The organism is Campylobacter curvus (assembly GCF_013372125.1).
In the GTDB taxonomy this organism is placed as follows: domain Bacteria; phylum Campylobacterota; class Campylobacteria; order Campylobacterales; family Campylobacteraceae; genus Campylobacter_A; species Campylobacter_A curvus.
This window is the reverse complement of sequence record NZ_CP053826.1, coordinates 1,051,089-1,074,018: the sequence shown is the minus strand read 5'-3', so window position 1 is coordinate 1,074,018 and position 22,930 is coordinate 1,051,089. Positions and strand designations below refer to the sequence as shown.

The 22,930-nt window shown below is 44.0% G+C and carries 23 protein-coding genes and 1 tRNA gene; 11 read left to right on the top strand and 13 right to left on the bottom strand.

Annotation, left to right across the window (positions count from 1 at the left end; genetic code table 11):
- Positions 1-193 precede the first annotated feature (193 nt).
- The 4 genes from CCVT_RS05175 to CCVT_RS05160 are packed head-to-tail and all read left to right on the top strand — an operon-like array spanning position 194 to position 2,830.
- Entirely contained in the window at positions 194-439 is a 246-nt protein-coding gene (locus tag CCVT_RS05175; protein ID WP_018136355.1) for an RNA-binding S4 domain-containing protein, read from the top strand.
- The gene (gene tsaE, locus CCVT_RS05170) at positions 436-840 is read left to right on the top strand and encodes a tRNA (adenosine(37)-N6)-threonylcarbamoyltransferase complex ATPase subunit type 1 TsaE (RefSeq protein ID WP_018136354.1); all 405 of its coding nucleotides are present in this window, start codon (positions 436-438) and stop codon (positions 838-840) included. Before CCVT_RS05175 ends, tsaE begins: the two co-directional genes overlap by 4 nt.
- The gene (lptB, locus tag CCVT_RS05165; RefSeq protein WP_026175451.1) at positions 833-1,561 is read left to right on the top strand and encodes an LPS export ABC transporter ATP-binding protein; all 729 of its coding nucleotides are present in this window, start codon (positions 833-835) and stop codon (positions 1,559-1,561) included. Before tsaE ends, lptB begins: the two co-directional genes overlap by 8 nt.
- Positions 1,562-1,564: 3 nt before the next feature.
- Positions 1,565-2,830 carry an RNA polymerase factor sigma-54 gene (locus CCVT_RS05160; RefSeq protein ID WP_018136352.1) on the top strand — a complete coding sequence of 422 codons (1,266 nt, stop codon included), beginning with the start codon at positions 1,565-1,567 and terminating at the stop codon, positions 2,828-2,830.
- Between the two features lie 2 nt (positions 2,831-2,832).
- Here CCVT_RS05160 and CCVT_RS05155 read toward each other — a convergent pair whose 3' ends face one another.
- Entirely contained in the window at positions 2,833-3,660 is an 828-nt protein-coding gene (locus CCVT_RS05155) for an adenylosuccinate lyase (protein ID WP_018136351.1), read from the bottom strand.
- Between the two features lie 92 nt (positions 3,661-3,752).
- Between CCVT_RS05155 and CCVT_RS05150 the strand changes: the two genes are divergently transcribed.
- Positions 3,753-4,268, top strand: a complete 516-nt coding sequence (locus CCVT_RS05150) for a pyridoxamine 5'-phosphate oxidase family protein (protein WP_018136350.1) — start codon at positions 3,753-3,755, stop codon at positions 4,266-4,268.
- Here CCVT_RS05150 and CCVT_RS05145 read toward each other — a convergent pair.
- On the bottom strand, positions 4,265-4,450 hold the full coding sequence (locus CCVT_RS05145) for a hypothetical protein (protein ID WP_018136349.1): 186 nt from the start codon (positions 4,448-4,450) through the stop codon (positions 4,265-4,267). The two genes, CCVT_RS05150 and CCVT_RS05145, sit on opposite strands and share 4 nt — an antisense overlap.
- 112 nt (positions 4,451-4,562) lie before the next feature.
- Here CCVT_RS05145 and CCVT_RS05140 point away from each other — a divergent pair.
- Positions 4,563-4,639 (top strand) — tRNA-Arg (locus CCVT_RS05140).
- A gap of 68 nt (positions 4,640-4,707) precedes the next feature.
- Complete coding sequence (locus CCVT_RS05135; protein ID WP_018136348.1) at positions 4,708-5,445, top strand: hypothetical protein; 738 nt, start codon at positions 4,708-4,710, stop codon at positions 5,443-5,445.
- On the opposite strand, the gene murG is transcribed toward CCVT_RS05135, so the two are convergent.
- Genes murG through CCVT_RS05120 form a run of 3 tightly spaced genes read right to left on the bottom strand, consistent with a single transcriptional unit; the run spans position 5,442 to position 8,746 of the window.
- Positions 5,442-6,470 carry an undecaprenyldiphospho-muramoylpentapeptide beta-N-acetylglucosaminyltransferase gene (gene murG / locus CCVT_RS05130; protein WP_018136347.1) on the bottom strand — a complete coding sequence of 343 codons (1,029 nt, stop codon included), beginning with the start codon at positions 6,468-6,470 and terminating at the stop codon, positions 5,442-5,444. The genes CCVT_RS05135 and murG overlap by 4 nt on opposite strands.
- Positions 6,467-7,627, bottom strand: a complete 1,161-nt coding sequence (locus CCVT_RS05125) for an FtsW/RodA/SpoVE family cell cycle protein (RefSeq protein ID WP_011992321.1) — start codon at positions 7,625-7,627, stop codon at positions 6,467-6,469. Before CCVT_RS05125 ends, murG begins: the two co-directional genes overlap by 4 nt.
- A 57-nt stretch (positions 7,628-7,684) precedes the next feature.
- Positions 7,685-8,746: a tyrosine-type recombinase/integrase gene (locus tag CCVT_RS05120; protein ID WP_018136346.1), complete on the bottom strand. Its 1,062-nt coding sequence runs from the start codon at positions 8,744-8,746 to the stop codon at positions 7,685-7,687.
- Positions 8,747-8,836: 90 nt separating this feature from the next.
- Between CCVT_RS05120 and murI the strand changes: the two genes are divergently transcribed.
- Positions 8,837-9,637 carry a glutamate racemase gene (gene murI / locus CCVT_RS05115; RefSeq protein WP_018136345.1) on the top strand — a complete coding sequence of 267 codons (801 nt, stop codon included), beginning with the start codon at positions 8,837-8,839 and terminating at the stop codon, positions 9,635-9,637.
- A 125-nt stretch (positions 9,638-9,762) separates the two neighbouring features.
- On the opposite strand, the gene CCVT_RS05110 is transcribed toward murI, so the two are convergent.
- The 4 genes from CCVT_RS05110 to htpG all read right to left on the bottom strand — a co-directional run bounded on the left by CCVT_RS05110 (position 9,763) and on the right by htpG (position 14,141).
- Entirely contained in the window at positions 9,763-10,491 is a 729-nt protein-coding gene (locus CCVT_RS05110) for a HEAT repeat domain-containing protein (protein ID WP_018136343.1), read from the bottom strand.
- Positions 10,488-11,006, bottom strand: coding sequence for a DUF3237 family protein (locus tag CCVT_RS05105; protein WP_018136342.1), 519 nt, complete (start codon positions 11,004-11,006; stop codon positions 10,488-10,490). The genes CCVT_RS05110 and CCVT_RS05105 overlap by 4 nt, the downstream gene beginning before the upstream one ends.
- A complete protein-coding gene (locus CCVT_RS05100; protein WP_018136341.1) occupies positions 11,003-11,548 on the bottom strand; it encodes a DUF3237 domain-containing protein in 546 nt (181 codons plus the stop codon). The genes CCVT_RS05105 and CCVT_RS05100 overlap by 4 nt, the downstream gene beginning before the upstream one ends.
- A gap of 733 nt (positions 11,549-12,281) precedes the next feature.
- A complete protein-coding gene (gene htpG, locus CCVT_RS05095) occupies positions 12,282-14,141 on the bottom strand; it encodes a molecular chaperone HtpG (protein WP_018136340.1) in 1,860 nt (619 codons plus the stop codon).
- Between the two features lie 538 nt (positions 14,142-14,679).
- Here htpG and CCVT_RS05090 point away from each other — a divergent pair.
- Genes CCVT_RS05090 through CCVT_RS05080 form a run of 3 tightly spaced genes read left to right on the top strand, consistent with a single transcriptional unit; the run spans position 14,680 to position 20,018 of the window.
- Positions 14,680-15,765, top strand: coding sequence for a PepSY-associated TM helix domain-containing protein (locus CCVT_RS05090; protein WP_018136339.1), 1,086 nt, complete (start codon positions 14,680-14,682; stop codon positions 15,763-15,765).
- Positions 15,755-17,875, top strand: a complete 2,121-nt coding sequence (locus tag CCVT_RS05085; protein ID WP_018136338.1) for a TonB-dependent siderophore receptor — start codon at positions 15,755-15,757, stop codon at positions 17,873-17,875. The genes CCVT_RS05090 and CCVT_RS05085 overlap by 11 nt, the downstream gene beginning before the upstream one ends.
- A gap of 22 nt (positions 17,876-17,897) precedes the next feature.
- Complete coding sequence (locus tag CCVT_RS05080) at positions 17,898-20,018, top strand: TonB-dependent siderophore receptor (RefSeq protein WP_018136337.1); 2,121 nt, start codon at positions 17,898-17,900, stop codon at positions 20,016-20,018.
- A 25-nt stretch (positions 20,019-20,043) separates the two neighbouring features.
- Here the strand turns inward: CCVT_RS05080 and CCVT_RS05075 are convergent, their stop codons facing one another.
- Genes CCVT_RS05075 through purS form a run of 4 tightly spaced genes read right to left on the bottom strand, consistent with a single transcriptional unit; the run spans position 20,044 to position 22,928 of the window.
- Complete coding sequence (locus tag CCVT_RS05075) at positions 20,044-20,721, bottom strand: lysophospholipid acyltransferase family protein (RefSeq protein ID WP_018136336.1); 678 nt, start codon at positions 20,719-20,721, stop codon at positions 20,044-20,046.
- Entirely contained in the window at positions 20,702-22,036 is a 1,335-nt protein-coding gene (locus tag CCVT_RS05070; protein ID WP_018136335.1) for a hypothetical protein, read from the bottom strand. Before CCVT_RS05070 ends, CCVT_RS05075 begins: the two co-directional genes overlap by 20 nt.
- The gene (gene purQ, locus CCVT_RS05065; protein ID WP_018136334.1) at positions 22,030-22,695 is read right to left on the bottom strand and encodes a phosphoribosylformylglycinamidine synthase I; all 666 of its coding nucleotides are present in this window, start codon (positions 22,693-22,695) and stop codon (positions 22,030-22,032) included. The genes CCVT_RS05070 and purQ overlap by 7 nt, the downstream gene beginning before the upstream one ends.
- The gene (gene purS, locus CCVT_RS05060) at positions 22,692-22,928 is read right to left on the bottom strand and encodes a phosphoribosylformylglycinamidine synthase subunit PurS (RefSeq protein WP_011992314.1); all 237 of its coding nucleotides are present in this window, start codon (positions 22,926-22,928) and stop codon (positions 22,692-22,694) included. Before purS ends, purQ begins: the two co-directional genes overlap by 4 nt.
- Positions 22,929-22,930 lie beyond the last annotated feature (2 nt).

Below are 22,930 nucleotides of genomic sequence, written 5' to 3'. Positions count from 1 at the left end.
AGCGTTCGAGTAGCCCTTCCGCCTGACATTTTTCGCTTACGTAATAAACGCTGTTCGCGTTTATTACCGCACTCGCTCACTGCACGCCTAAGGCTGCTGCCCTCTTGTGACAGGTTTTAGTTTTATCAGTGTCTTTTGAAGCGGAGCCAATAAAACTATAAATTTTAAGCCGTTTTTAGCTAAAATCCCCGCCATGAGAGTAGATAAATTTTTAAATACGGTAAATATCACAAAGCGTCGCGCCGTGAGCGAAGATATGTGTAAAAGCGGCGTGGTGAGCATAAACGGCGTCGTCGCAAAGCCCGCAAAAGAGGTCAAAGTGGGCGACGTGATAACGATAAAATTTCTCGTCCGTGAGGTGCGCTACGAGGTGCTGGCGATCCCCGTGACAAAAAGTATCCCCAAATCCGCCCAGAGCGAATACGTAAAAGAGCTATGAAGCGAATTTTCAACCTAAATTTAAACGATCTTGACGAGCTGGTGGGAATTTTGCCAAAAAGCGGCGTCATCATCTTACAAGGAGACCTAGCCAGCGGCAAAACCACGCTCGTAAAGGCTATAGTAAAGGCTCATGGTATCGACGCAGACGTCACTTCGCCGACCTTTTCGGTCATGCAAAGCTACGGGGATAAAATTTTTCATTACGACATTTATCAGAGCGGATTTGAGGGTATTTTAAAAAACGGGCTTTTTGAAAATTTGCTCGAAGATGGGCTTCATCTGGTCGAGTGGGGCGACGAGAGCCTAGAAAAAATGCTCACAAAATTTGGCGAAAAATATGTAAAAATAATAATTAGCCCGAGCGCAAACGGGCGAAAATACGAGGTTTATGGTGCATAAGTTAGAAATAAAAGAGCTACAAAAAACGATAAAAAAGACAAACATCATAAAAGGCATCTCGCTTGATGTAAAAAGCGGCGAAGTCGTGGGGCTGCTTGGACCAAACGGAGCGGGCAAGACGACGACGTTTTATATGATCTGCGGGCTCATCTCGCCAACGAGCGGAGGTGTATTTTTAGACGGCACGGACGTTACTAACGTCGCCCTTCATAAGCGCGCGCAGATGGGTATTGGCTATTTGCCGCAAGAATCAAGCATTTTTAAAGACCTCTCGGTCGAGGAAAATTTGCTACTGGGAGCTGAAATTTTATACAAAGACGAAGAAGAGTGTGCCAAAAAAGTCGATGAGATGCTGACGCTTTTAAATATAGAGCCGATCCGCCTGAGAAAGGGCGTGAGCCTAAGCGGCGGCGAGCGCAGACGCTGCGAGATCGCACGAAGCCTCATGATAACGCCAAAATTTTTGCTGCTTGACGAGCCGTTTGCAGGTGTCGATCCGATCGCGGTGAGCGACATCCAAAGTATCGTGCGCGACCTCAAAAACCTAGGTATCGGTGTGCTCATCACCGACCACAATGTCCGTGAGACGCTGGCGATCTGCGACCGCGCGTATGTCATCAAAGACGGCGCGCTTTTGGCGAGCGGTAGCGCAAAAGAGGTCGCAAACGATAAAAACGTGCGAACGCACTATCTGGGCGCTGAATTTAAGCTTTTAGAGTAGTAGATGCTGCGTCAAAAAGAGGCTCTAGCGCCAAAAAACAAGCTAAATCATACGCTTCGCAGCTGGCTTCCGATACTTCAAAGCGGGCTTGACGAGCTAAAAGAGACGCTTGAGCCCTTTGCCGCGAGCAATCCTTTCGTCAGGATCGAACATAAAAATTTAGCCGACGGCGCCGATACTATGCCGGCGAAAAAGCGGAATTTTTTCGCCGAATTCAGTAAAAATTCCGTCTCCGAAGCCATAGAGGCCACCAGTATCTACAAACAAAGCCTTCATGAAAAGCTAGAAGAGCAGATCAACCCGCCACTTTTTCCGACGCAAAAATCACAGCTCATCGCCTACAAGATAATAGAGTGTTTGAGCGATGAGGGCTATTTTGAGTATGACGATGAAATTTTAAAGGGATTTAGCCTGGATGAGATCGAGCGAGTTAGGGCGCGTTTTGCTTATTTGGAGCCTGCCGGCGTGGGAGCTAGAGACTATAAAGAGAGCTTTTTGTTTCAGCTTGATGAGAGCGGGGCGAGCGGGGAAATTTACGAGTGTGCTAAAAAGATAATCTGCGAATTTGAAAACATACAAAATCTAACCAAGCTGAAATTTTACGAACCGGCGCTAAAGATCATCAAAAAATTTAAAAACCCGCCTGCCATCGAGTATCTGCAGGACGAGCCGCCGCTGACACCGGACATATTTATCGACACGAACGAAAGCGGCATAAGTGTGCGCGTGAACGATGCGTTTTACCCGCAGGTTGTGCTGGATATCGAGGGACAAAGCCAAAATGATGAATTTATCAGCGCAAAGGTGCGTGAAGCGCGTGAGCTGGTCGATGCTCTGGAGATGCGAAAATCCACGCTTTACAAGATCGGGCTGATGATCGTGGAGTATCAGTATGATTATTTTTTTGGCGGCGATATAAAGCCGATGAAGCTAAAAGACATCGCCGGCGATCTGGGGCGCAACCCCTCGACCATCTCGCGCGCGATAGCAAACAAATACCTAGAGTGTTCGCGCGGCACGATAGCGCTTAAGAGCTTTTTTGCCGCGGCGCTTGACGAGGAGACCTCAAATACGGCGATCAAAGACTTTTTGCTGGAGCTTATCAACAAAGAAAACCCGGCCAAACCGCTGAGCGATCTTAAAATTTTAGATCTTATCCAAGCGAAATTTAACATAACTATCGTTCGTAGAACTATCACGAAGTACCGAAAGACCCTAAATATCGCAAGTTCGAGCGAGAGAAAGAAAATCTATCAGATACAAGGCTAAATTTATCCGACCTTGACAAAGGCCTCTTGAGTCTTAAAGAAAGGCTTTAGGCTCTCGTAAGCGTTTTGAATTTTTTCAAATTTCTTACGGTATTCGTTTTTTATGTTTTCTGGCTTGTTGTTGTGGCGGTCTGGGTGGTAGATCTTTACGAGGGCGAGGTAGCTTTCGCGTATTTGCTCGAAGCCGTCGCCTTTCTCGCAGCCTAAAATTTCAAAATTTTCCTCAAGCAACGTGGCTAGCGCGGAGAAGCGGTTTATAAATTTAGATGAGTTTTGAACCTTGAAATTTCGCTTGAAATTTTGAAATTTCGACTCGTCAAAGTTAAAATCCACTATGAATTTCAGATGTTCTCGCCTGGAAAATAGCATCGAAAGCACGTTAAAATCACTCTCGTTTTTGATTTTTATATGAAGGGTATTCGTTTTTTCATCGAGACTACTTGCATTGTCTTTGAAGCTTTGTAAAATGTAACTTGCAAATACCTTTGGAGCACTGTTTAGCGAGAAATTTACCTCGTCTTTTATAAAGCTCACATCGATGCTTAGCAGATTTGCCAGAGCGTTTTTAGGCGCGTATCCGAGTTTTATCGTTTTGTATTCGGCGAATTTTATATCAAGCTCGTCGCTGTTTTGCTTCTCGTAAAGTCTTTTTATAAATTTTAAAAAGCACCTGCGCTGAGGCATCTCGTTCTCTTCGTAAAAGGATATGATCTTGCCTTTGTTGGCGAGAGTTTTGCTGAAATTTTTGCTTATCAGGTCGCGAAGCTCGCAAAATAGTGCGTCATCGTCGGTTTGGATGCTTAAAGACTCGAGCGTATGGGTTATGTTCATAAAATTCTCCGTTTAAATATGCAAATTTTAAGCAATAAACGTTCCAAGATTAAAAATTTTAGGCTAAAATTACGAAAATTTAAAGGATAAAAATGAGACGAAAAGACAGGCGGCTAAGCGACAAAGACGCACTAGAGATAGTCGATGACTGCGAGTACGCGACCATAAGCTTGATAGATGACGAGGGCGAAATTTTTAGCATCCCTATCTCGATAGTGCGCGAAGGCATGAGCATTTTTATACACGGTGCCAGGAGCGGCATGAAAAGCGAGCTGCTAAAAGACGGGCGTGATGTGACGATGGTTTGTGTGAGTTACAACCATGTCCCGCAGCCAAGCCAAGCGGAATTTGAAGCGATAAAAGACGATGGTAGGGCGCTTGGAAGTAAAATTTTCACAACCGAATACAAAGGTGCGATACTAAAAACGAAAGTATATGAAGTCGTAGACGACGAGCGAAAGATACACGCCCTAAAAATACTTTGCGAGAAATACACGCCGCGGTATATGAGCGGCTTTGATACTGCGATAAAAGCGTCGCTTGGCATCACTAAGATATATGAATTTAAGATACAAAGTATGAGTGCGAAGGCTAAAATTTTACATTAAATTTTTCTGATATCGCTATTTTTTATATATGCTAGAAACTCGTCTTTTAGCCTGTCTTGTTTGTGTTTGATGGCTTCTTCTTTCGTGTGAGTTTGGCTTTGTTTTGCTGTCTTTGGGGTTAAATTTTGCTCCTTTGCAAGCTCCTTTTTTATCTCTTTTAAACTATCGAAAAAATCGTTCATCATTGCTCCTTTATTTGTGTAAAGATACTGATTTTTGCCTAAAAGCGCAATAAAATTTTAATATATGCGTAATTTAAGAAAACTTTGGCTAAAATCACAACTTCTTTATGATGCGCTCGTAGCTCAGCTGGATAGAGCATTTGATTGCGGTTCAAAAGGTCAGGGATTCGAATTCCTTCGGGCGCACCATTTATGCAATTATTTCTTACCCTTTTACAAAATTTATAGTAAAATACGCAAAAAATCAAAGAGAAGAGATGGACTACAAAAATATAAAAGATCAAGTCGATGCGCTCAATGAAAAGCTCGATGTCCTCGAAAATAACGGGCTTGGAGAGGTCGAGCCTTGTATCGATGTGTTTGAGTTTAACTCAAATGCTGAGAGGCTGAAAAAAAAGATCCAAGGCGGCGAAAAAGAGAGCGTTTTTTTCAAAAACGTATTTGATACGGACGATTATTACGAAAATATCAGCTCGTATCTGCAACAAACCAAGACTAGCATATATTATAAAATAGAAAAGGCCGGAGTGAGCCTCGATGCGAACAAAAACCTCCAAGAGAGCCTAAAAAATATACAAAACATAATGGAAATTCTAGTCGTCGAGTATCAAATCCTGGTAAAAAATAGTAAAAAAAGCCTATTTTTCAAAGATGCTGCGCAAAAAGCCAAGATAAAATCTTTGTTAGCCGGGCTTTTAAAGCTAAAAAGCAGGATGAAAAAGATACTGCATCTTGACTCGCAAGTCATCTCAAACGTCGTGCTTGAAAATTTCAAGACCATTTTCACGTTTTTCTCAAACTGCATAATCATCGCCAAAAAAAGAGACGACGAGCTTTTGCTAGTCGAGATAGCGGGCATCACGGACAAGATAATGGCGATGATAAATCCGGTATTTAGCGGCAAAAGCCTAAGGACGAACGAGCTGATATATCACTATCTGATCTATGAGTTGCGCGAGCTAAAAGCCACTGCGATAGGCGAAAATTTAGCCTAAATTCGGCTCGTGATCTTATCTATTATCTGCTTTGCGCCGTTTTTACCGATTATGGTGCTTAGCGCTTGCGAGCTTGCGTGTATGTCAAACCCTTCTATAAGCTTTAAAATTTCGTCGCTATCCACACTGTCGCCATTTTGCAGACAAATTTTGGCGATATCTTTTTGCAGTAAAAATTTAGCATTGTGATACTGATGATCGCCTGCCGCATACGGAAATGGCACGAATATCGCCGGCAGAGCGTTTGCGCAAAGCTCCCAAAGTGAGCTCGCTCCTGCGCGGCTTATGGCAAGGTCGGCCTTTTGCATTTTAAGCTCTATCTCTTTGCTAAAGTCAAACAGCTCGACATCGCTAGAATTTAGCCCAAGAGCCTCGTATCTTTCTTTCAGCTCGGCAAATGCGTTTTTGCCGCATTGATGGATGATCTTTACGCCTCTTTGCTTTAGCCGGACGGCTAAATTTAAAGCCAGTTCGTTTATCGCTTTTGCGCCTTGAGAGCCGCCTAAAAATAGTATAGTCTTAAGCTCGCTCCTGATCCTGGCGTTATCGAAAAATTTCTTCGCGACAGGGTAATCGCAAGGGCTAAGTTCGTCGTAAGAGCTATAAAAGCCCTTGGCGTATGGAGCTAAAATTTTATTTAGTTTGCCGGTCACGGCGTTTTGCTCGTGTATGAAAAGCGGCACGCCAGAAAGTATAGCCGCAAATGCAGCCGGAGCAGCCGAATATCCGCCGACACTAATCACGGCTCGCACCTTGTTTTCTTTGAAAATTTTGCGGCATTTAAAGGCTAAATTTATGATATTTAGCAGCGAAGCGAGCTTTGCAAAGCCTCGTTTGTTTACTACGCCGCTGCTTTTTAGGAAAAATTTCATAGCGAAATTTTCATCGTTTTCAAACCAAATTTTATCCTGACCTTGAGTCGAACCGATAAATATAGGCTTTTCGCCGCGCGAATTTAGCTCCTCGCAAAAGCTTTTCGCGATGGCTAGATGTCCGCCCGTGCCGCCTCCGCTGATGACTATCATAGATTAGCCCTTTTGCTGACCATCAGCACCATGCCGATGCCGATGCAAATGGCTAGGATCGAGCTTCCTCCGTAGCTTAAAAAGGGTACTGCGATACCTTTTATCGGGGTTATGGACGTGATACCGTAGCTGTTCATCAAAAATGAAAACGAGATGATGAGGCCGATACCAAGCGAAAAGAGATGATAGACCTTATTCTCGCTGCGGGCTGAAATTCTAAAGATCCTATAAAGCAAGGTGAGTAAGATCGCTACGATACAAAGTATCCCAAATACGCCTATCTCCTCGGCGATGCCGGCTAGCACGAAGTCCGTGTGCACCTCGCTTAAAAAGCCAAGCTTAAATATCCCGGCTCCCAGCCCCTCACCAAAGAATTCCCCGTGTTTTATGGCATTTAGCGAGTGTGAAATTTGATAAGGCTCCGGAGCGTCAGCCACGCGTAAGACATCGGCCACGCTATCTGGTAGCAAGGAAAGGACCATGCCTTGTATCGTGCCCCACCATGACTTGATACGTAAAATTCTATGTTCGGAGCTTACGATCGCGATCGTCATAATAAAGGCCGCGCCCAAAATCCCGATACTGAAAATTTTAGCGCTAGCTCCGGCAAAAAGTGCCATCGTAACAAAAGTAAGCGCCAGGACGATCACTTGACCAAGGTCGTTTTGAAGCACGGCGATCAGATAAACTACGATGAGAAAGACGCAAATGTAAGGTAAAAGCAGCTTGAGCTCGTCTTTTAGGCTCTTTTTGCTATCGTCTATCTTTCGCGTGAAGCTCCACGCTAGAAAATAAACGAAGCCGATCTTAAAAAACTCGACTGGTGCGAGCGAAAAGCCGGGCAGTCTGATCCAACGTCTGGCACCGCCCGCATCAGTCACCATAGAGGCGGGTAGGGCGTGCATGAGCCCCATCGCGATGATGCAAAGCCCAAAAAGTCCAAATCCTATCCAAACTAGAGCCTTGTCCGGATTTAGCCGCGAGAGCCACCACATCAAAAATACTCCGATGCAGCCGACGGCAAACTGACGGATAAAAAAGTGATACTCCTCGTAGTTGAAAAAAAGTACGGTAAATACGGGCAGTGAGAGTGAAAATATGATACTGATCGTGATCAGCGTGACGCAAAGGTAAAAGATTATCTTATCGACTGCCAAAATTTACTCCGACTTTTTATAGTTAGCGAGTATAGTGAAAAATGACTTACAAACATATTATTCACTAAGATCCTGCGCTACCTGCGCGGCCAGCTTGAGCTTGTCGTTGTCAAAGTGAGTGTAAATTCTAGAAGTGTTTAGGCTGGCGTGACCGAGCGCTTCTTGCACCAGCACGAGGTCTTTTTGCTTTTTATAAAGCAGCGTAGCAAAGGTGTGGCGCAGCATATGAGCGCCGTTTTTTTCTTTGCGGATGCCAGCGCGAAATAAAATCTGCTCAACGATGCGGCTGACATACGCTTGTGTCAGACGTGTGCCCTTTTTGTTTATAAAAAGATAGCCCTCTTTGTTGATGTAGTTTATGGCGATCGTGTCCAGTAGATCCTCTATGAGCGCCCTTTTTATCATCACGATGCGATATTTGTTGCCTTTGCCGCGGATCCTGATGACGTAAAGCTCGCCGTCTTCGCTGATGTCTTTTCGTTTCAAATTTAGCGCCTCGCTAACGCGAATGCCGGTAAAGACGATGATTTTTATGATTAGACGGTTGCGATTCGTATTTACTTTAAAGTCCGCCATATCGATGGCGTTTAGAAATTTCTTGACCTCCTCTTCGCTCATAAATTCAGGCAGTTTTTGCCCCTTTGAGCCGCTTATGCCGCCCCAATGCTTTAAATTTACGTCAAAGACATGCGACTTGCCGTCCTCTTCGTTTTGCTTGTCTAAAAACGAGAAGAAATTTATAACTGAAATTCTATAATTTTTTTTGCTCGCGTCGCTCAGTCCGCCGGTCACGCTCGCCAAAACCTCACTCAAAAGCTCCTCATCTATGCGCTTTAGACTGTCAAGCTCATAAAAGCAAAGCGCCTCGTAAATTTTTTTAAGCGGGTTAAAGTATGTGTTTATGCCAGTTAGTCCGGCGTTTCTAGCTGTTTTTACAAGCCCATCAAGCTCGTTTATCGTCTTTATCTTGCGATTTAGTGCGTAGTTTACCGAGGCTAGAGCGGTTGGCTCTCTTAGCTCCTTATTTGAAAGCGAGCTAAGCTTAAATTTCACGTATCTAATAAGCCAAAAAAGCATAGACTTTTCAAAACTACCTTTACAGTCAAGTGCGTATTTCAAGCGATTTTCCTTTGAAAATTTAGAATTTTGAAAATTATAGCGGATTTTATCTATCTTTGGGTTATAATAACGACTTTCAAAGGAAAATTTATGAAAATAGGGATATTCGACTCCGGTCTTGGCGGTCTTAGCGTACTGAACGAAGCGCTAAAAAAGCTGCCAAACGAGGAGTTTTTATATTATGCGGACAGGAAAAACGTCCCTTACGGACTAAAAAGCAAAGACGAGATTTTAAAATTCAGCTCTCATGCGGTGAAATTTTTGATCGATCAAGGCGCAAACGCCATCGTCATCGCCTGCAACACCGCAACAAGCGCCGCGATAAACGAGCTTAGGGCGAAATTTGACCTGCCGATCATCGGCATGGAGCCTGCGGTGAAAAAGGCCGCCGATCTAAACCGCGAAGGCGAAAATTCAGCCTCCTTGCGCACCTTGGTCATCGCTACGCCCCTCACCGCGCGAGGAGCAAAGCTAAAAGAGCTTATCGAGCGCGTGGATAGCGAGCATTTGGTAGATGTGCTAGCACTTCCTCGTCTCGTGGAATTTGCCGAAAACGAAAATTTTGCTTGCGACGAAGTAAAAGAGTATCTGCGCGAGGAATTTGCGAAATTCAAGCTTCAAAACTACTGCGCGCTCGTGCTTGGCTGCACGCATTTTAACTATTTCAAAGATAGCCTGCGCGAAATTTTACCGACCGGCGTGAGCCTGATAGATGGCAACGAAGGCACGATAAATAAGCTGATAAGTGAGCTTTCAAGGCTAAATTTAGCCCATGGCAAGGGGCAAAGCGTGGAGTATTTTTACTCGGACGTTAAAATTTGCGATAAAGGCGAGCTGGCACGGATAGAGCGCTATCTGGCTAGGCTCGATAAAATGCTTGAGATAAAGTGAAATTTGCTATCAAGCTACGTAAAATTTAAAATTTTTTACCTTATCCATGAGCGGCTCTGCCAAAATTTATCATTTTCGTCTCATGCGCTGCTGGCGAGCAAAAAGGTCGGAGGCGTTAAAGGGTTTTAAGAGACTTTATTTAAAAATCGCATCGCTCTTGCTTTTGCGACGTTTATTTCGGCGGTATTTAGCTCATCAAGTGCGCGCTGAGATATGCCAAGCTTTGTTTTGCCTATCTGCCTTACGGCGTCCAGGATGCAGGCTAGTACGAAAGCGTTGCTTTCCGTCTCAAGGGCTTTTTGAAAGCTTTCAAAGGCGGTCTTTTTTAAAATTTCATCCTCTTTTCTAAACCACATCTGCATAAATGATGATGCGCTCAATGCTCTACATTTGGCGTTTTTGTCGTTTAGTAGATGCGCTCCTAGCAAGCTCAAGTCCTCGCGTCCGCCAAGCCAGCCAAGCACGATTAGAGCTGTTTGCCTTAGCGTATCGTCGTTGCTTTTAGTAAATTCACGCGCAAATTTGAGAGTCTCGTCCTTGTAAAATTTAGACTCCGCACCCAGCATAAATAAAATTTTAGCTCTCGTTTCATCATCTGTGGCGTTTTGAAGCTTTTCAAGCAGCATATCTTCACCCGCTTTAGCGTGGAGTTTAAATTTTATCTCTAGACTAAGTCTGAGATCATCGCTCAAATTTTTATCAAAAAGCAAGCCATAGTGATAGGAGATAAATTCGCTTTTTCCCAAAACGTCGGCAAATTTTAGCTCATCATCTCTTTTACCGTTTTTTATCTCCTCTAGCCACGTTTTAAATTCGTCCAAACTTTGACCCACCTTACAAAGTATCTCATTCATCTTAGCTCATAAAATGTTAGTAGCGTTCCATTTGGCGTTTTATTCGCATAGCCCACGAATATCCGTTTTTCCAGCCACTTGTATTTTGGCGAGTAGGTTTCAAATTTAGGTATCGTCACGAAGTAGCGACTACCATCGGCGTTTGTCCTGATGACGCCGGTGTTTTCGACGTAGATACTCTCGCCGTCATCAAGTTTCAAACCGTATTTGGCGAGGATATTTTTCGAGCCGTCCTTGTTTTGCTTTTGGATATCTACGCCGTGACTCATCGCCACACCTTTTAGCTCGCCGCTCACTTCGAGCGTGAAAGGCACAAAAATGCGCTCTTTCTCGCCAAGATATAGCCTATCTTTACTACTTTTTATGAGGATAGAAAAGACGGGCCTTAAATTTGGCTCTTTTATGCTTTGAGTGCTCATTTGCTGGGACGGCTTGGTCGGTGCACCGGCCGCACAACCAAAAACGCCCAGACAAATGAGACCAAAAATGATGAAATTTAGCGCCTTTTTCATCATTTCACTTCGTAAAATTTAAGCAAGACTTTATCCGGCAAGCGCACGGCATAGCAGACAAATATTGCGCGCTCTAGCCATTTATATTTTGGCTCGTAGGTCTCAAATTTCGTGACAGTCGCGAAATAGACGTATTTTGGATCGACGATCTTGCCTTTTGCAGCCTCTTTTGCGACCTCAGGATCGGTGATGTGCCTGATGCCGCTATTATCTATGTAAATTTGCGCACCGTCATCGAGCTTTATCGCGTATCTTGCGGTGAGCTCGGTCAGTCCGTCAGGACGGACGATCTGACTATCCACGCCGTATGGCAGCACTTCGCCGTTTAGTTTGCCGCTTACTTTGCCGCCTTTTATGGCGATGAGCCGCCTTAATCCGTGCTCGCTGTCTTTACCGACGGTTAGGGGCTTTTCGACTTCGATGTCGATCATGAAAGCAAGCTCAAGGTGCGGTTCTTTGACGTCTTTTGCTGAAATTTCAGCTGCATTTAGATTGAAACCAAACATCGCTAGTAAAATAGCGCCAGCGAAAGCCTTTTTAAACATAGTCGCTCCTTTTAAAGATATAGTAAGCTATCTTATAAGAGCTTTTATAAAATAAAGCTTAAAATTTTAATGTAGATTTATGATTTATTTTGGGCTCTATTATAATAAATCATTGACACTTGCTTCGCTTCTGCCTTGCAGTTGCGAACGAAGTGAAGCAAAAACCTCTCTCGCTCCAGGAGCGACCTAGCACAGACGCGAACAGGGTTTCAAGGAAATCTTTTTTTGCTTCGCAAAAAACTACTCAGCCCCTGCGGGCTTGCCTAATTTTTCGTTTCGTTGCACTCACGACTGCTAGCGAAAGTGCAGAGCAAGTAGCCGTTTCCCTGCTTGCGAGAGCAGTGAATGAAGTGAAGCTAAGCCTTAGCACGATTTTTTCTGCTTCGCGTTGCTACTCAGATACTGCTCGTATCTTCCCTTTTCAAGACGCTTCGTTGCACTCGCAACTTACGGCTTCTCTGCTCGTAGCGCAGTTTTGCTTCAACTTCGTTCGCAACTGCAAAGCAGAGCGTCACGAGTGATAGCGAAGTGAAAAATCGGCGGCGATAAGCTCGCTAACAAGGTTTTTATAGGGATGCTGTTCGCATTCTCCTGTTCTTGAAAGCTGAAAATCAATGAAATATTTAACAGAACCTTATTTTATTGTATCGAGTATTGCCGGATAGGGCCTGATGCGCGTAAATTTCGCAGCGTATATAAAGGAATTTCCCGAGATGGGCTCGGGAAATTTACCTCACAGCGCTTTTAGCATCACCTTTGTGAGCAGTTTGCTAAATTCCGCCGGATTTTCGAGGCTCATGCCTTCATTTAGCTTTGCCATGTCAAGAAGTAGTGGTGCGATCTCGTATGCCATAGCTTCGTTGGCTTCGAGCTTGGCAAAAATTTCATGCCCGCCGTTTATCTCGAGGATCGGCTTTATCTTTGACATATCTCCACCTTGTCCCATTTGCTTAAGCATGGCTTGCATAGCGTAGTCAGGGTCATTTTTGTCGTATATCAGCACGGCAGGGGAGTCTGAAAGCCTTGAGCTTAGCCTGACGTCTTTGACCTCGTCTTTTAAAATTTCGCGCATTTTTACGAGGGTTTTTGCGACTTTGCTCTCGTCGACTTTGGCTTCGTCGCCTTTTATCTCCTCGTTTATGTCATCGTGAGAGATCGATTTTAGAGGCGTTTTGTCAAATTCATATACCATCGGCATCACGATAGTGTCGATCTCCTCGTCCATTATGAGGACTTCGATGTCGTTTTTCTTAAAGCTCTCTAAAAGTGGAGAATTTCGGAGCATATTTTCGTTGTTTCCGCTGATGTAGTAGATACTCTTTTGATCCTTTTTCATCGCCTCTTTATACTCTTTCAAGCTGACTAATCCCTCGCGCTTGCTTGACTTAAAGAGCACTAGGTCTAAAATTTGCTCCTTGTCGTTGCCAAAGCCGTAAAGCCCTTCTTTTAAGACTTTGCCAAATAGTTTGTAAAATTTTATGTATTTTTCTCTATCTTTGTCTTTTAGTTTGGCTAATTCGCTCAAAATTTTCTTTACGCTTTGCTCCTTGACGCTCCTCATTATGGCGTTTTCTTGTAAAATTTCACGGCTGACGTTAAGCGGCAAGTCCTCCACGTCGATGACACCGCGTATAAATCTCAAAAATGGCGGCAAAAGCTCCTTTGCATCGTCAGTGATAAACACGCGTTTTACGTAAAGCTTCACGCCGCTTTGATAATCCACGCGAAACAGATCAAACGGCTCGGTGCTTGGCACGTAAAATAGGGTAGAATATTCGATCTTGCCCTCGGCTTTTGTATGGATGTATAAAAGCGGATCGGCGCTGTCGTGGCTGATTTGTTTATAAAAGTCGTTGTATTCTTCCTCTTTGATGTTTGCTTTATTCATTCGCCAAAGTGCGCTGGCCTTGTTGATCTGCACGTTTTTAGTCTCGTAAGTGCCGTCTTTTTCTCCCTCTTTTGGCGCTACATACTCCTCTTTATCCATAAAGATAGGATACGGGATGTGATTGGAGTATTTTTTGATGATATTTTCAAGCTTCCAGCTGTCTGCAAACTCGTCATCGTTTAAAAATAGCGCGATACTAGTGCCGTGGGCCTCTTTTTTAGCCATGGCTATCTCGTAGCTTTTAGCGTCGGATGTCCATTTGTATGCTTCATCGCTTAGGGCTTTACGGCTGATCACTTCGATCTTTTTTGCGACCATGAATGCGGAGTAAAAGCCCACGCCAAACTGCCCGATCAACGAGCTGTCTTTTTTCGCGTCACCACTTAGGTTGTTTAAAAAGCCCTTTGTGCCACTTCTGGCGATCGTGCCTAGGTTTGAGATCAGCTCGTCTTTGCTCATGCCGATGCCGTTATCGCTGATCGTGATCGTTTTTTTCTTTTTGTCTATGGAGATATCTATGCGAGGTGTATAGTTTAGCGCCTTGTATGCGTCATCTGTGAGACATAGGTAGTTTAGTTTATCAAGTGCGTCGCTTGCATTTGAGATGAGCTCTCTTAGGAAAATTTCCTTATTTGAGTAGAGTGAGTGAATCATTAAATTTAAAAGATCGTTCACTTCGGTTTGAAATTCAAATTTTTCTGCCATTTTGAGTTCCTTTATTTAAATTTGGCTATTTTCTTATTAAAATATTGATAAAATTTAAAAGCTTCGCAAATAGGATAAGCTTGCGACAGAGTGCCTAACGTGTAGCACGAAAATCGCGGTCAGCCTTACGGCTTCCCTGATTTTCGGAGGGCAATGTCGCCGCTCATCCTACTTGACTACGCTTAAATTTCAAGAAATCAACGCTTAATAGAAAAGGGCTTTAAAATTTTTAGCAGATTATATCACAAAGTGCTAAAAAAATCTTTAAAGTTGATAGTATTTGTATCAATGTTTTAATGATTTTATATTTAATGTTGTGTGTATATGATGTGGATTTTGGCTTTGCTTTACTGAAATTTACACGAATATACCAGTGCTAGGCCGTTAAAAATTTGTGACATTATGTTAAAACAGAGCTGTTTTTAGTTAAATTTCTGCTTATATTTTGATAATGATTTTAATAAACTATTAATATTTAAGATGATAAAATCCGCCATTATCACGTAAGGTAAATGCATCAAGGATAGTTTTTAAGCAGATGAATTTCAAAAAGCTCGCATATAAAATCCACACTTATATCTCTCTTATATTTTGCATCCCGTTTATTATTGTGTGTCTTAGCGGCTCTTTGCTCGTTTATAAAGATGAGATAAATGACATTTTATCTCCGGACGCGGTAAATATCTCGCTACTTTCCGGTCAGCAAAATTCTAGATTAGGATTTGACGAGCTTAGACGGATCATAAGCGCTAAATTTCCTGACTACGAGATAGTCGGCTGGAATATCGATAAAAATCCGCAAAAGAGCGATAAAATCTGGCTCATAAAGCATAACGGCAAAGAGTGGGAATACATCTATCTTGACGCTTTTAGCGGCGAGATAAAAAGCGAGCCTATGCCACATGATAGCGGCTTTATGGGCGTGCTGGTCGAGCTACACGAAAATCTACTCTTTGAAGAGCGCGGTCAGATTTTTGTCGGCGTAGTCGGAGTCGTCGCCTTTGTCATTGCTATAAGCGGCTTTATCGTTTACAGAAATTTTTGGAAAAATTTATTTAAACTGCGCTTTGCCAGGCTTGCCGTTTTTATGAGCGATATACATAAATTTATCGGCGTTTTCTCTACTCCGATAATGCTCATCATCGCTCTTAGCGGGGCTTGGTGGGAGCTTAGGTTTTTGTTTTCAAAGCCCTTTGATACGAGCGAATTTACGATAAACAGCCAAATTTACAACAAAGACCTATCGCTTGATGAGATCGCGCAAAAAGCCAAAACCGATCTGCCAAATTTCGAGCTTCATTATATATCTTTGCCTTTTCGTAATGCAGCGGATATATCGCTCTTTGGCTACAAAAAAGGGCAAAATTTCCTATACAACGAGTATTCCAGCATGCTCACATACAGCAGGCAAAATGCAAATTTGCTCCAAATAAAGGACATCGACAAGGCGGATATCACGGAGCGATTTTTGGCGACATTTAGAAAAGCTCACTTTGGCTACTACAACCAGGTCACGAAATTTATCTGGTTTCTAGTCGGCCTCACACCGCTTATTTTGAGCGTTTCAGGGATATATCTATGGATAAAAAGATCAAATTTTAAAAGGAGAAAAAATGAAAGGTAAAATTCTGCTTTCAAGCATGGTGGCTCTAAATCTGCTGCCGATCACGCAAATTTTAGCGAGCGAAACTAAGAATTTAGAAACGGTCGAGATCACGAGCGAGGAGAGGCGAGACGATCTGAACTACAACGCAAAAGAGCTTGTAAAAAGCACCACGAGGCTAAATTTGACCTCGCGCCAGACGCCGCAGTCCTTGACCGTCATAACCGAGGCGAAGCTAAAGGATCTAAACATCAACGACTATCAAGTGCTTTTGCGAAACGTGCCGGGTGTTACGCTAAACAAATGGGACGAGCGCGTTTATCCGACGGCTCGCGGCTTTGCGATAGATTATTACCTGCTTGACTCGATGCCTAGCTTTGGCGGCTTTAGCCTAGGAGCGAACGATATGAGCCTGCTACCATACGAGCGCGTCGAGGTCGTAAAGGGCGCGAACGGCCTGCTAGCAGGTGCCGGCAATCCCGCTGCGAGCCTAAATTTCATCAGAAAAAGGGCGAATTCAAAGGGGCTTAAAGGAAGCTTCAAGCTAAGTGCGGGCTCATACGACAGATATGGCGTCAGCGGCGATGTGCAAACACCGGTAAATAGCGACGGTACCGTGCGCGCCAGACTTAGCTTCATGCACGAAGACGCCAGGTCTTATATGGATTATTACGACCGTAAAAACAGCGCGATCTACGGCGTGGTAGATGCTGACATCGGCGATAACTCGTGGCTCAGCCTTGGCAGCTTTTATCAAAATTTAAAGCGCCATGGCGTGCGCTGGGGCGGCATGCCGGCGTTTTACACGAACGGCTCTAGGACAAATTTTAGTAAAAATGAAATTTTCTCTCAGCCTTGGACCAGGTGGGACATAAAGACTCTCGATTTTTACGCTGATTTTAGACATTACTTTGCAAACGAGGCAAGCCTCAATCTATCCTATTCGTATAGAAAGGCAAAGACGGATTCAAATTTACTCTACTATGGCGGCACAGTCAATGCAAACGGGACCGGTAATATCGCCGATCTAAGCGTGTATGCTAACAAACGAGAGGAAAATATCCATAACGTCGATGCGTATGCAAATTTACCGTATGAGGCGTTTAGCTTGCAGCATGAATTCGTCTTTGGCGCGATGTATAACAACTATAAAAAAAGCGCAGATGACGTCAGTAGCTACTGGAACAGTCGAAACACTCCTGCCGGACAGGCGTTTGCTAACAGGACGACTATAAATTTCAACAACCTTCATATAGAAGATCCAAGGCTTCCTTACGTCAATCAAGATAACGCCGATAAAACGATACAAAAGGCCGTTTATTTTGCGAACAAGCTCTCCTTGAGCGAGTCGCTTAAATTTTTGGTCGGGGCGAGGATGAGTTATTATAAATACAGGATCACGGGTGGCGACGGCAACCGAAATTTCACTCAAGAGCTAACGCCTTATTTTGGCATCACATACGACATAAACGACAACCACACGCTCTATGCGAGCTATACTAGTATATTTAAGCCTCAAAGCGTCAAGGATATAAACAACAAATACCTTGATCCTATCGAGGGTAAGGACTATGAAGCGGGCATAAAGGGCGAGTATTTTGACGGTGCTTTGCAGGCGTCTTTTGGAGTCTTTAAGATCATCCAAGACAAGCTAGGGGCTAACACGGGAGTGAAGATCCCCGGCACGACCACCGACGCTTACGAGGCTAAAAAGGGCGTGACTAGCAAGGGTTTTGAGCTCGATCTAAACGGCGAAGTAAATAAAAATTTGATCCTCAGCTTTGGCCTTACTCACTTTAGCGCCAAAGACGCCGACGGCAAGAAATATAATACCGACGCCTCAAGGACTACGGCCGATATCTTTGCCAAATACAGCATATCAAACTTTAGGACCGGAGTCGGCGTGCAGTATAAAAGCAAAATTTACACCGGTAGCGGGGCTAAAGAGATCGAGCAAAAGGCCTATGCTTTGGCGAATGTGATGTTTGGCTACAAGATCAGTAAGAATTTTGACATCCAGCTAAATATCGACAATGTGTTTAATAAAAAATACTACGAAGGCATCGGAAACAACAAAATGGTCTACGGCGATCCGCGGATATTTAACCTAAGCTTTACGTATAGCTTCTAAAATTAGTTATAAAGGAGAAGAGATGAAAGGTGAAATTTTACTTTCGGCGGCGGCTTTAAATTTGCTGTTTGCGGCGGAAATTTTAGCCAAAGAGGCCAAGCTAGAGACGGTGGATATCGTGGAGCAGGTGCGTCATGACGAGAGGGATTACGGTGCAAAGGAGCTGGTAAAAGGCACGACGAGGCTAAATTTAACGGCTCGCCAGACGCCTCAATCAGTAGACGTAATCACCGAAGCCAAGCTAAAAGATATGAATATCAAAGACTATCAAACGCTACTGGCTAATATCCCGGGCGTGACGCTAAATCGTATGGACGAGACCATACGGCCGATGTCAAGGGGCTTTTTCATAGATTATTATCTGATCGACTCGATGCCTAGCCTGGGCGGCTTTGGGCTGGAGGCTACCGATATGAGCATGATAGCCTATGATCGCGTCGAGGTCGTGCGCGGTGCGAACGGCCTGCTGGCGGGTGCCGGCAATCCTGCGGCAAGTCTAAATTTCATCCGCAAAAGAGCGGACTCAAAAGAGCTGACCGGTAGCCTTGGCGTAGAAGCCGGCTCGTATGATAAATACGGCGTATATGGTGATGTGCAAACCCCGATCACGGCCGATGGCGACGTGAGGGCGAGGCTAGCCTTTATAAAAGAAAAGGCCGGCTCGTATATGGACTTTCACAAGCGTGAAAATTTATCCATTTATGGCGTCGTCGATAGCGATATAGGCGATAGCTCGTGGCTCAGCCTGGGAGCTTCGTATCAAGATCTCAAGCGTCGAGGTATCAGATATGGCGGCATGCCCGCTTTTTATACGGATGATAGCTTGGTAAAATTTTCCAGAAAGAGGATATTCTCTCAGCCTTGGACGAAGTGGGATATAAAAACGCTCGATCTTTACGCTGATTTTAGACATTACATAGGCGAGGATGCGAGCGTGAATCTCTCCTACTCGTATAAAAAGGTAAAAAGCGACATAAAGATGCTTTACTACGGCGGCAAGGTAAATCCAGATATGACAGGAGATAGCAACGACGTGCTGATCTGGGGGTCAAAAAACGACTCTGATATACATAACCTCGATGCTTACGCAAATTTACCTTACGAGCTGTTTGGCTTGGGGCATGAGTTTGTGCTAGGGGCGATGTATAATGACTTTAACGAGGGCTCGTATAGGCTTACAAATTTTGATGATTACAAACAAACTCCTGCTGGACTAGCCTATCTAGCGGATATGAGAGTGGATTTTAACAACCTACATATTGACGATGTGGATATGCCCTATGTCGATCAGAAAAATCCGTCCAAAACAAAGCAAAGGGCGGTGTATTTTGCCAACAAGCTCTCTTTGAGCGATGAGCTGAAATTTTTAGTGGGCACCAGGGTGAGCTACTATAAACGCAACCAAACCGTAGGCAACGTCGATCAAAAATTTACTCATCAGATCACCCCGTATGTAGGACTGACCTACGACGTGGGGCAAAATCACACGCTTTATGCGAGCTATACGAGTATATTTAAGCCACAAGACGTCAAAGACATAAACGGCAAATATCTTGATCCTATCGAGGGTAATGACTATGAGCTTGGCGTCAAGGGCGAGTATTTTGACGGTGCATTGCAGGCCTCTTTTGGCGTTTTTAAAATCATCCAAGATAATGTCGGCAAAGCGACCGGAGAGCAGATAGGCTCAACCGGTGAGGACGCATACAAAGCGGTAAAGGGTGTGACCAGTAAGGGCTTTGAGCTCGATCTAAACGGCAGGGTGACTGACAATCTTACTTTAAGCTTTGGCCTGGCGCACTTTCAGGCTAAAGATGCTAGCGGTAAGAAATTTAACACAAACGCCGCAAGGACTAGCGCCGATCTTTTTGCCAAGTATGAATTTAGAGACTTTAGAGTGGGCGCCGGACTGGGATATAAGAGCAAGACCTACATCTATAACGCCGATAACGATGTGACGATCACGCAAAAGCCGTATGCGCTGGCAAATTTGATGTTTGGCTACAAGATCGGTAAGAATTTCGACATCCAGCTAAATATCGATAATGTCTTTGACAAGCGATACTACGAAGGCATCGGTAGCGACGAGATGATCTATGGCGATGCCAGGACGTTTAATCTAAGCTTTACGTATAATTTTTAAATTTGCGGCGTGGCAAATTTAGAATTTAGCTTGCGCGCTCTTTGTCTAAAATTTCTTGCATTTTAGCTCGCGTGTTTTCTAGCCAGTCCTTGTCGCTAGTATCGACTAGATCGAGGCAAAATACTTTTATCTCGCCGTTTTTGAAGCTGAAATTTTTCACGTCCATTATGTCAGAGCCTACAAGGACGACGGGCTGGACCTTTAAATTTAGCTTATTTGCGACTATCTTTGCGCCGCCTTTAAACGGCAAGAGCGTATGCGTCTGCGAGCGAGTGCCCTCGGGAAATATCGCCAAAACGCGTCCGTTATTTACTCTATCCTCGGCGTCTTTGACGAGTTTTACGAGCGAGTGCTTATTTTCGCGCTCGACTGATATCATCTTTGGTAGTTTTATTATGTTGCCTATAATAGGCAGGTCATCGATCTGCTTTTTTGCTATCCAGCAAAGGTTTTTAGGGTGGATCTCCTCTAAAACGACGATATCTAGCATACTTTGATGATTTATCAGTATCATGTTGGCTTCGTCTTTAAATTCTCCCGTCACTTTTATGGAGTAAAATCCAAAAAGCCTTTGGCTCTTAGCCCATATTTGCCTGATACGGCGATTTTTTTTAGGGAAAAGCCACATGAAGATTATCACCAAGATAACGCTGATGATGAATTCTACTGCAAAATATACGGCTTTAATTTTTGACAAGATCATCTTTTTTAACCCAGCCTATCTTGCCGTCGTTGAATAAAATTTTGCGGTAGTCGTCCTTGTCGGCTAAAATTTCGATATTTTCCTGTGCTCTTGAGGTATAAAATACGGTCGAATTTTTAGTAGGCAGTATGCTCACGCTAACGTCAGGTTTTAGCACCGCTTTGCCAAAAGGATTGTAGGTATAGACTCCAAGCGCTATAAATACGGCCGCAACGAAAAAGTAGCTAAATTTCCTTCTCCAAAGTGCGAGGATAAAAAATATCGCCGCAAACGAATAAACCGCGACATCTTTATAGGTGCTAAATTCGCTTTGCTTTGGATTTAGACCTATTTGCGTGCTGACGTCATCGTCCTCGACGCTCACAGGCAAGGAAAACGTCTCAAATTTAGCCTTTTTGAGGTTGTAGTAGTTAAAGTCAAGCGTCTTTTTGTTTGGCTTGAATACCGCAAAATAATAGGCACTTTGCGAACCAAAATCGCCTGTTATCGTATCCACGCCTTGCTTTAGGATCGTTTTATTTTCGAGATTAAACGAGCTTAGATCGACGTTGTTTCCGTATAGCTCGACGACCATGATGTTGTTGATATCGTCAAATTTCGTTGTTTTAAATTTCTTTACTTCGAGATTGTCCGCTACGATGTGGTTGAAATTCTCGTCGCTCCTTAGCTCCTTAAGCTTTGGCAAAAATATATTGATATTCGCATTTTGATAGTCCTCACCGTTTCGCTTTAAATTTAGACTCACACGTAGGCTCTTTGCCTCGACATTTTTAGCCTCCAGATAAAATGTCGCCATATAAACGCCGCTATCGGCTTTTACCCACTGCAAGGTCTTTTTATTGAGCCATTTTACGTTCGTCTCGTCAAGCTCGGTGTTAAAAACAAATTCAAATTCGCTTTGTGTATCGGCTATGACATCGAGGCTGAAAATTTCACCTACGATGGCGTTTTTTGGGATATTCGTCGCTTTGAGGATAATGTCTTTCGCCTTTACTCTGTCGTAAATCTGAGAGTCGGGCAGGGTGATATCAGGCTCGTTAGTCGGGACGATGTTTCGCATTTGCTCCGGAGTGATGCGCTCTGGCTGCGGTGCAGTGAGCTTTGAGCTGATGTCTAGATTTATCGTACCTTGGGGATTTTGCTGAGTTTGATTTGTCGGTGCATTTTGAGTGCTCGGTGCAGACGGCAGCTTTGGCTGCTCGTTTACGAGCTTGTCCTCTCTAGCCTCATTCATCATGTCAAATACGCTGACCTCGTTAGTGTTTGCACCGTATAAATTTAAAACGAGTAAAGCGAGCGTTAAAAATCTTACCAAACTAGGCCTTTTAGCATTTTCATACCATCGTCAGTGCCTAGAATTTTCTCGCAAGCGCGCTCCGGGTGAGGCATGAGGCCAAAGATCTTTTTATCTTTGTCACAAATAGCCGCAATGGCGTCGATAGAGCCGTTTGGATTTAGCTCGTTGCCGTTTTCATCGCAGTATTTGAGTAGGACTTGCTCGTTGTCATAGAGCCTTTTTAGCGTGTCGCTATCGGTGTAGAAATTTCCCTCACCGTGAGCTAGCGGGACGTTCACTACTTCATTTACGCTTAAATTCGATAAAAATTTATTGCTGTTTGATACGACTTTTAGATGGTGATATTTTGAGACGAAGCTTAAATTTTCGTTTCGTCTCATCGCACCTTCTAGCAGTCCAAGCTCCAAAAGCATCTGAAAGCCGTTGCAGATACCAAGTATGTATCCGCCGTTTTTAGCATGTTTGAGGACTGCGCTCATGGCAGGGCTAAATTTAGCGATAGCCGCGGTCCTTAGATAGTCTCCATAGCTAAAGCCCCCCGGCAAAACGATCAAGTCGGCATCGATCTTGTCCTCTTTATGCCATATTACTTGTGTTTGGCAGCCAAGTAGGTCAAATGCGTATTTGGTGTCTTGTTCGCAGTTCGTGCCGGGGAAAAGGACGACAGCTACCTTCATAGCACTATCTCGTAGTCTTCGATGACGGGGTTAGCCAAAAGCTCTTCGCACATGGTTTTTAGCTGCGCCCTTGCTTCCTCTTTGTCTTTTGCCTCGATGTCAAGGACGATCTGCTTTCCTATCCTCACGTTTGAGGCGTTATTAAAGCCAAGCGAATTTAGCGCATGTTCGACCGCTTTGCCCGCCGGATCGAGGACACCGTTTCTTAGTGCTATATTTACGACAGCTTTCATCT